6 protein-coding genes and 1 pseudogene are annotated in these 6,865 nt (G+C 67.8%); 2 read left to right on the top strand and 5 right to left on the bottom strand.

Going from position 1 to position 6,865, the window contains the following annotated elements:
• Positions 1-140 (top strand): annotated as a pseudogene (locus EPN51_RS28900) (beta-ketoacyl-ACP synthase); the annotation flags it as partial.
• Between the two features lie 33 nt (positions 141-173).
• The gene (locus tag EPN51_RS28895; RefSeq protein WP_293049300.1) at positions 174-1,595 is read left to right on the top strand and encodes an acyl-CoA carboxylase subunit beta; all 1,422 of its coding nucleotides are present in this window, start codon (positions 174-176) and stop codon (positions 1,593-1,595) included.
• 17 nt (positions 1,596-1,612) lie between these two features.
• On the opposite strand, the gene EPN51_RS28890 is transcribed toward EPN51_RS28895, so the two are convergent.
• The 5 genes from EPN51_RS28890 to EPN51_RS28870 form a co-directional block, all read right to left on the bottom strand.
• A complete protein-coding gene (locus EPN51_RS28890; RefSeq protein WP_293049299.1) occupies positions 1,613-2,356 on the bottom strand; it encodes a GDSL-type esterase/lipase family protein in 744 nt (247 codons plus the stop codon).
• Positions 2,353-3,957, bottom strand: a complete 1,605-nt coding sequence (locus EPN51_RS28885; RefSeq protein WP_293049298.1) for an FAD-dependent monooxygenase — start codon at positions 3,955-3,957, stop codon at positions 2,353-2,355. The genes EPN51_RS28890 and EPN51_RS28885 overlap by 4 nt, the downstream gene beginning before the upstream one ends.
• A 78-nt stretch (positions 3,958-4,035) precedes the next feature.
• Positions 4,036-4,656, bottom strand: a complete 621-nt coding sequence (locus EPN51_RS28880) for a TetR/AcrR family transcriptional regulator (protein WP_293049297.1) — start codon at positions 4,654-4,656, stop codon at positions 4,036-4,038.
• Positions 4,657-4,721: 65 nt separating this feature from the next.
• Positions 4,722-6,272, bottom strand: coding sequence for a glycerol-3-phosphate dehydrogenase/oxidase (locus EPN51_RS28875; protein WP_293049302.1), 1,551 nt, complete (start codon positions 6,270-6,272; stop codon positions 4,722-4,724).
• Positions 6,260-6,829: a TetR/AcrR family transcriptional regulator gene (locus EPN51_RS28870; protein ID WP_293049296.1), complete on the bottom strand. Its 570-nt coding sequence runs from the start codon at positions 6,827-6,829 to the stop codon at positions 6,260-6,262. Before EPN51_RS28870 ends, EPN51_RS28875 begins: the two co-directional genes overlap by 13 nt.
• Positions 6,830-6,865: the final 36 nt, after the last annotated feature.

Raw genomic sequence — 6,865 nt, 5'->3', positions numbered from 1 at the left:
TGAACCTGGAAAACCTCGACCCCGAAATCGACCTGGACGTGGTGGCGGGCAAACCCCGGCCGGGCAACTACGAGTACGCGATCAACAACTCGTTCGGCTTCGGCGGACACAACGTCGCCATCGCCTTCGGGCGGTACTGAACCGAGCAACACCGGAATATCAGGAGACCTGCGATGACTATCACGGCCCCCGAGGCGGTTGGCGAGTCGCTCGACCCCCGCGACCCGCTGTTGCGGTTGAGCAATTTCTTCGACAACGACAGCGTCGAGCTGCTGCACGAGCGTGACCGCTCCGGTGTGCTTGCCGCCGCCGGGACCGTGAACGGTGTGCGCACCATCGCGTTCTGCACCGACGGCACGGTGATGGGCGGCGCCATGGGCATCGAGGGTTGCACGCACATCGTCAACGCCTACGACACCGCCATCGAGGAGCAGAGCCCGATCGTGGGTATCTGGCACTCGGGCGGTGCCCGGCTGGCCGAGGGCGTGAAGGCCCTGCACGCGGTGGGCCTGGTGTTCGAGGCCATGATCCGGGCGTCCGGCTATGTCCCGCAGATCTCGGTGGTCGTGGGCTTCGCGGCCGGCGGCGCCGCCTACGGGCCGGCGCTGACCGACGTCGTCGTCATGGCGCCGGACAGCCGGGTATTCGTCACGGGCCCGGACGTGGTGCGCAGCGTCACCGGCGAGGACGTCGACATGGCCTCACTCGGCGGTCCCGAGACCCACCACAAGAAGTCCGGGGTGTGCCACATCGTCGCCGACGACGAGCTCGACGCCTACGAGCGCGGCCGGCGGTTGGTCGGATTGTTCTGCCAGCAGGGGCATTTCGACCGCACCAAGGCCGAGGCCGGTGATACCGATATCCACGCACTGCTGCCCGAGTCGTCCCGGCGGGCCTACGAAGTACGCCCGATCGTAACCGCGATCCTCGACGAGGACACGCCGTTCGACGAGTTCCAGGCCAACTGGGCGCCGTCCATGGTGGTCGGGCTGGGCCGGCTGTCCGGCCGCACGGTCGGCGTGCTGGCCAACAACCCCCTGCGCCTCGGCGGTTGCCTGAACTCCGAAAGCGCCGAGAAGGCAGCACGTTTCGTGCGTCTCTGCGACGCTTTCGGCATTCCGCTGGTGGTGGTCGTCGACGTGCCGGGTTATCTGCCCGGTGTCGACCAGGAGTGGGGCGGCGTGGTGCGCCGCGGCGCCAAGCTACTGCACGCCTTCGGCGAGTGCACGGTTCCGCGCGTCACCCTGGTCACCCGAAAGACCTACGGCGGCGCCTACATCGCGATGAACTCCCGGTCGCTGAACGCCACCAAGGTGTATGCCTGGCCGGACGCCGAGGTCGCGGTGATGGGCGCCAAGGCCGCGGTCGGCATTCTGCACAAGAAGAAGCTGGCCGCCGCGCCCGATCACGAGCGCGAGGTACTGCACAACGAGCTGGCCGCCGAGCATGAGCGGATCGCGGGCGGCGTGGACAGCGCCATCGAGATCGGCGTGGTCGACGAGAAGATCGACCCCTCCCACACCCGCAGCAAGCTCACCGAGGCGCTGGCCCAGGCGCCGGCACGCCGCGGCCGCCACAAGAACATCCCGCTGTAACGGCGCCGCAGCGGATTTCAGGAGTCCAAGAACTGCTGAACGCCGGCGGTAAGTATGCGTCCGCCATCGGTGTTGAGGTGAATGCCGTCGATGTGGAACTGCCAGCCGTTGCGTCGGGAGATCTCGTCAAAGCTCTGCCGCATCACCATTTCCCGCCATAGATAGTCCCGGTATAAGGACGCGAACGAGAAACGGGTGAACGGTTTCGTCGTCGAAGTCCGTGCGAGTTGCTCCTGGAAGGCTTCGTTGAACGGGATGTAGTCGGTAGACCCGACCGAGGCGGCCTCGCGGATGATGCCATTGTAGGTGCCGAACAGGTCGTTGAGCCGCGCCTGCACCGGATGGTCCGAGCGGGGCTCTTCGCCCACCGGGGCAAGGGAACTCAGCGCGACCCGGGCATTGGCCTCCCGCTGCAGCCTGCGCACGATGACGGCGAGGTTCTCTTCGAAGCGCTTCGGTGACGGTTCTTCGGAGAGTCGCTTCCAGACCCGGACGAATCGCGCGAAATTGGGAAAGACGCTCGCCATGATGTCGTTGGCGCCGATGAGCACGATGACCCGGCTCGGCCGTAGCGCGACGACGCGGTCGAGGCGCCGTACGGCATTGAGCGAAAGGTCCCCGCCCACACCGAGGTTGACGAATCGAAATCGGTTGTTGCGGGGCCGCTTTTCCAGCTCGTCGATCCATTTATAGGTTCCCCTCGACGCGGTGGTGCTCGAGCCCAGACAGGCGACCGTGTCGGGCCGCGTCGATATGGTCACGGCGCGCGGCCGAGGATCTCAGACATCACCCGGCCGAGGTCGGCTTCCTGCGAACGGTTGTCGGCGCGCCAGGCGACGAAGTCGTCGGGGCGCACCAGCAACGCCCCGCCCGGTGCCAGAGCCGTGACCGCTGCCCAGGCGCCGTCGACGTCCAGCGCAGTGCCGATGCGCCGCACCGTGATTGGGACCCCAACCGTCTGCGACACGCGCACTGCGGCGTCGGACCACGCGGCATCGTCGTCTCCGGTGAACAGCGTGAAGCCAGCACCGAGCAGGTCGAGGGTGGAGACTCGCTTACCGCCGTCGACGACCCAGGCGTGCGGCACCCGGGTGCCCGGTTGCCCGCGCAATTCCTGCACCAGCGACACGGCTTCCGGATCCGCCGGAGCGGGCTCGTCGGAAACCACTGCGGCCGAATGGTATTGATAGCCGATCAGCAACGCGAACATCGGCGCCTCTTCCTGCGCCGGCAATGTGGGCCGGTTGTCGTCCAGCTTGAGGAACGCCAGCGACGGCCCGGTGAGCGACTGGCGCGCGTTGAAGCGCCCGACCGGGTGCCGCTCGGCATGGTAGGTGGTCAGCAAGGCGGGGCCGGCGGTCCCGTTCAAGACGGCGGCCAGCTTCCAGGCCAGGTTGTGCGCGCTTTGGATGGCGGTGTTGGCTCCGCCGGCCTTGAACGGCGGCATGGTGTGGGCCGAATCACCAACGAGAAACACTCGGCCGCTGCGGAATTGGTCGGCCACCCGCTCGTGCGGTTGCCACGGCGCGACGTCGATGACCTCCACGTCGATCGGCTCGCCGACGGCTTTCACCAGGAGCTCGCGGCACCGCTGTGCGGTGAACTGATCGGCGGTTTCCCCGCGGCCGGGAAAGTAGGTGGTGATGAACATGCCGAGGTCGTCGCGCACCGGGAGAAAGATCCCCTCCACGTCCGGATTGCTCACCTGGATCCCGTCGCCGCCGTCGAGCTGTGGGACAAACTTTCGCCACGGCCCCCGGAAGTAGATGAAAACGACGTAGATCGGCAGCGCACCGTAGCCCGCGGTGGTTACGCCCAATGCGTCGCGGATCGGGCTGTGCACGCCGTCGGCTGCGACGAGGTAGTCGGCGCGCACAGCCTCCGTTTCGCCCGACTCCCGGTCGCGGATGACCGCGGTGATGCCGCCTTCGTCCTGTTCGAACGAGCCCAGCTCCGTGTTGTAGCGCACCTGGCCGCCGTCCCGACGGATGTGCGCGAGCAGGATCGGTTCGAAGGCGCTTTGCGGACAGTATTGCCCGCCCGGCTCGGGGCTCAGATCCTTGAACGGCGCGAAGATCGCGTTGACGTCGAAAGCGCGCTTTTCTTCGGTGCTGTTGAGCGTCGGCCTGGTGAGCATGTCCGAAACGCCGTGGGCGATCGCATGGACCTCGTCGGCAAGGCCCAGGCCGCGCAGGATCTCCAGGCTGCGGAAGCTCAGGTTGCGCGCCTTCGGGTAGATGAAGGTCTCACTGCGCTTTTCGACCAGCAGGGAGCGAACCCCGTGTTTGGCGAGCGACGCGGAGGTTGCGAGGCCGGCGGCGCCGGCGCCGACGATCAGCACCGGGACGTGCTTGACGGTCATCGCCTTCTCCCATCCATACGGAACTAATCAGTTTCGTCTAGATCCTAATGTGGCACGCCGCGGTGGCATGCGCAATAACTACGGCGCGGGTGAACCGGCGAGCGGCAAGATCACGTCTTCGAGCACGCGGCGGACATAGACGCGGTCGACCGGCCGTCCCGTGATCACCCGCAGGACGTTGAGGCCGAGCAAGGCGTCGGGGATCAGGCTCAGGTCGCGGCCGGCCGGAATTTCCCCGCGGGTCACCGCCCGGTCGAGCATGGTCCGGACCACCTGGCGCGGCGTGGAGAGCACCAGGTCATCCAGGGCAGCCGCCAGGACCGGGTTGTGCATGGCCGCTGTCGCCACCCCGACCACGACCCGAATCATTTGCGAATCGGCATCATCCAGGTCGGGGGTGGCCGCGACCACCGCTTCGACGTCGCCGCGAAGGCTGCCGGTGTCGGGCGGTTCGACGGGGCCCAGTCGCCGCCGCCAGTGGGCGATGGCATCGGCAACCACCACGGCCTTCGACGGCCAGCGACGGTATATCGCCGCCTTACCGACGCCGGCGCGCGACGCGACGTCGTCCATGCTCAACCGGTCATACCCCACTTCGGCGACACCGGCCAGCGTCGCGTCGAGGATCGCCGCGTCCAACGATCGATCGAGGCGTCTCGGCCGTCGGGTGCGGCGCGGTCGGCCGCTTTCGAGCTCCATGGGCTTCCTAACGATACGGGCAAGTTCCGTCTATCGTATCCGTTGCCGTGCCCGTCCGACCCGCTTCACCCGAAGCGCGCCAGAAACTCCTCGGCCACCGCGACTGCCCTTTCCCGATCGCGCAGCACCAGCCCGATCCGGGTCCGCCGGTCGAGGATGTCGGAGGCGTCCAGCGCGCCCTCATGGGTGATCGCGTATTCGAATTCCGCTCGGGTGACATCGATTCCATCGACCGCCGGCTCGGTCGGCCGCTCGCAGGCGGCAGCGGCGATGACCTTGGGCGCCTCGGCCCCGTAACGCGACACCAGCGACTCCGGGACTTCGGCGTCCGGCGCCGCGGTGATCCCGGGGTTGGCGGGCGCCCCGATCAGCGGCAGGTTTCGGGTCTGACATTTCGCGGCGCGCAGCCGCCGCGCCCGGACGGCGCGATCCAGCACGTCTTGCGCCATGTAACGGTATTCGGTCAGCTTGCCGCCGATCACGCTGATCACCCCGGACCCCGATTCGACGACGGCGTGTTCGCGCGAGACGTCCGCGGTGCGGCCTTCACCGGTGTCGATCAGCGGGCGCAGCCCGGCGTAGGCGCCGATCACGTCGGTGGCGGTGAGCCCGATCCCCAACGCGGTGTTCACCGTGTCGAGCAAAAACGTGATCTCGTCGACCGACGGCTCGGGCACATCCGGAATCGGACCGGGGGCGGCTTCGTCGGTCAACCCCAGGTATATGCGGCCCAGTTGTTCGGGCATGGCGAAGACGAAGCGGTTGAGTTCACCGGGAATCGGAATCGTCAGCGCCGCAGTCGGATTGCCGAAAGTGTGCGCGTCGAAGACGAGGTGGGTGCCGCGGCTGGGCCGCAACCGCAGCGAGCCGTCGATCTCGCCGGCCCACACCCCGGCCGCATTGATGATCGCGCCCGCCGAAACGACGAACGAGTCCCCCGCGCGCATCTCGGTCAACCGCACCGAGGTGCCGGTGGCCTCCGACGCCGACACCCGGGTGAGGATCCGTGCGCCGTGCTGCGCCGCGGTGCGGGTGACGGCGGCGACCAGTCGGGCGTCGTCGATCAATTGCCCGTCGTAGGCCAAAAAGCCCCCGTCCAGGCCGTCACGCCGCACGGTCGGCGCCATCTCCACGACGCGCCGCGCCGAGATCCGGCGCGACCGGGGCAGCGTCGATGCCGGTGTGCCGGCGAGGAACCGCAACGCGTCGCCGGCGAGGAACCCCGCGCGCACCAGCGCCCGCTTGCCCGCACTCATCGACGGCAGCAGCGGCACCAGTTGCGGCATCGCACGAACGAGGTGAGGGGCGTTGCGGGTCATCAGGATTCCGCGCTCGATGGCGCTGCGACGGGCGATGCCCACGTTGCCGGTCGCCAGGTAGCGCAGGCCGCCGTGGACGAGTTTGGAACTCCAGCGGCTGGTGCCGAACGCTAAATCATGTTTTTCCACCAGCGCCACGCGCAGCCCGCGTGCCGCGGCGTCCAATGCGATACCGGCGCCGGTGATGCCGCCGCCGATCACCACGACGTCCAACGGCTCACCCTCGGCGAGTGCGGTCAGGTCGGCGGCGCGGCGGCGGGCGTTCAGGGCGGTCGGGTCGGGGATCACGACAGATATCCGTTCAGCGAGTAGGCGAGTTCGGCGGCCAGCGCGTCGGCATCAAGCATCGGTTCGACGATCCGCGCCGACTGGATGGTCGACTGCGCGATCAGCAACACCATGGTGGCCATCTGGACCGGGTCGCCGGACCGGACGCTGCCGTGGCGCTGGGCGACCCGCAGGCGCGCGGCCAGGGCCTCGATCAACATGTGCTGGCTGGTCCCGAGCCGTTCGGTGATGTAGGTGGTCGCGAGCTCCGAATACAGCACCGACATCACCAGCTGGTCTTGGCGGAGCAGGTCGACCACCGTAACAATTTGTCGCACAAGCGATTCCCGGTCATCTCCGAGTAACGGCGCGTCGCGCATCACGTCGGTGACGTGCCGGGTCAGCAACGCCGCGACGACCGACGGCGTGTCCGGCCAGCGCCGGTACACCGTGGGCCTGCTGACACCCGCACGCCGGGCTATCTCGGCGAGGGTCACCCGGTCCACGCCGAAATCGACCACACAGCTGGCGGCCGCCGCGAGGATGCGGTCACCGGTATCCAGCTCCGTGTTACGGATTGACAACATATGTAATACTGTAACGCATGACGCATCCCGAGGGGC

The organism is Mycobacterium sp. (genome assembly GCF_004298145.1).
GTDB lineage: Bacteria > Actinomycetota > Actinomycetes > Mycobacteriales > Mycobacteriaceae > Mycobacterium.
The sequence above is the reverse complement of the archived record's forward strand: the minus strand, read 5'-3'. Positions and strand labels throughout refer to the sequence as shown.

What these genes read in the sequence shown, in the direction of transcription:
- EPN51_RS28885 (WP_293049298.1), bottom strand. Translation starts at nt 3,957, where the DNA reads ATGACCGTCAAGCACGTCCCGGTGCTGATCGTCGGCGCCGGCGCCGCC.
- EPN51_RS28895 (WP_293049300.1), top strand. Translation starts at nt 174, where the DNA reads ATGACTATCACGGCCCCCGAGGCGGTTGGCGAGTCGCTCGACCCCCGC.
- EPN51_RS28880 (WP_293049297.1), bottom strand. Translation starts at nt 4,656, where the DNA reads ATGGAGCTCGAAAGCGGCCGACCGCGCCGCACCCGACGGCCGAGACGC.
- EPN51_RS28870 (WP_293049296.1), bottom strand. Translation starts at nt 6,829, where the DNA reads ATGTTGTCAATCCGTAACACGGAGCTGGATACCGGTGACCGCATCCTC.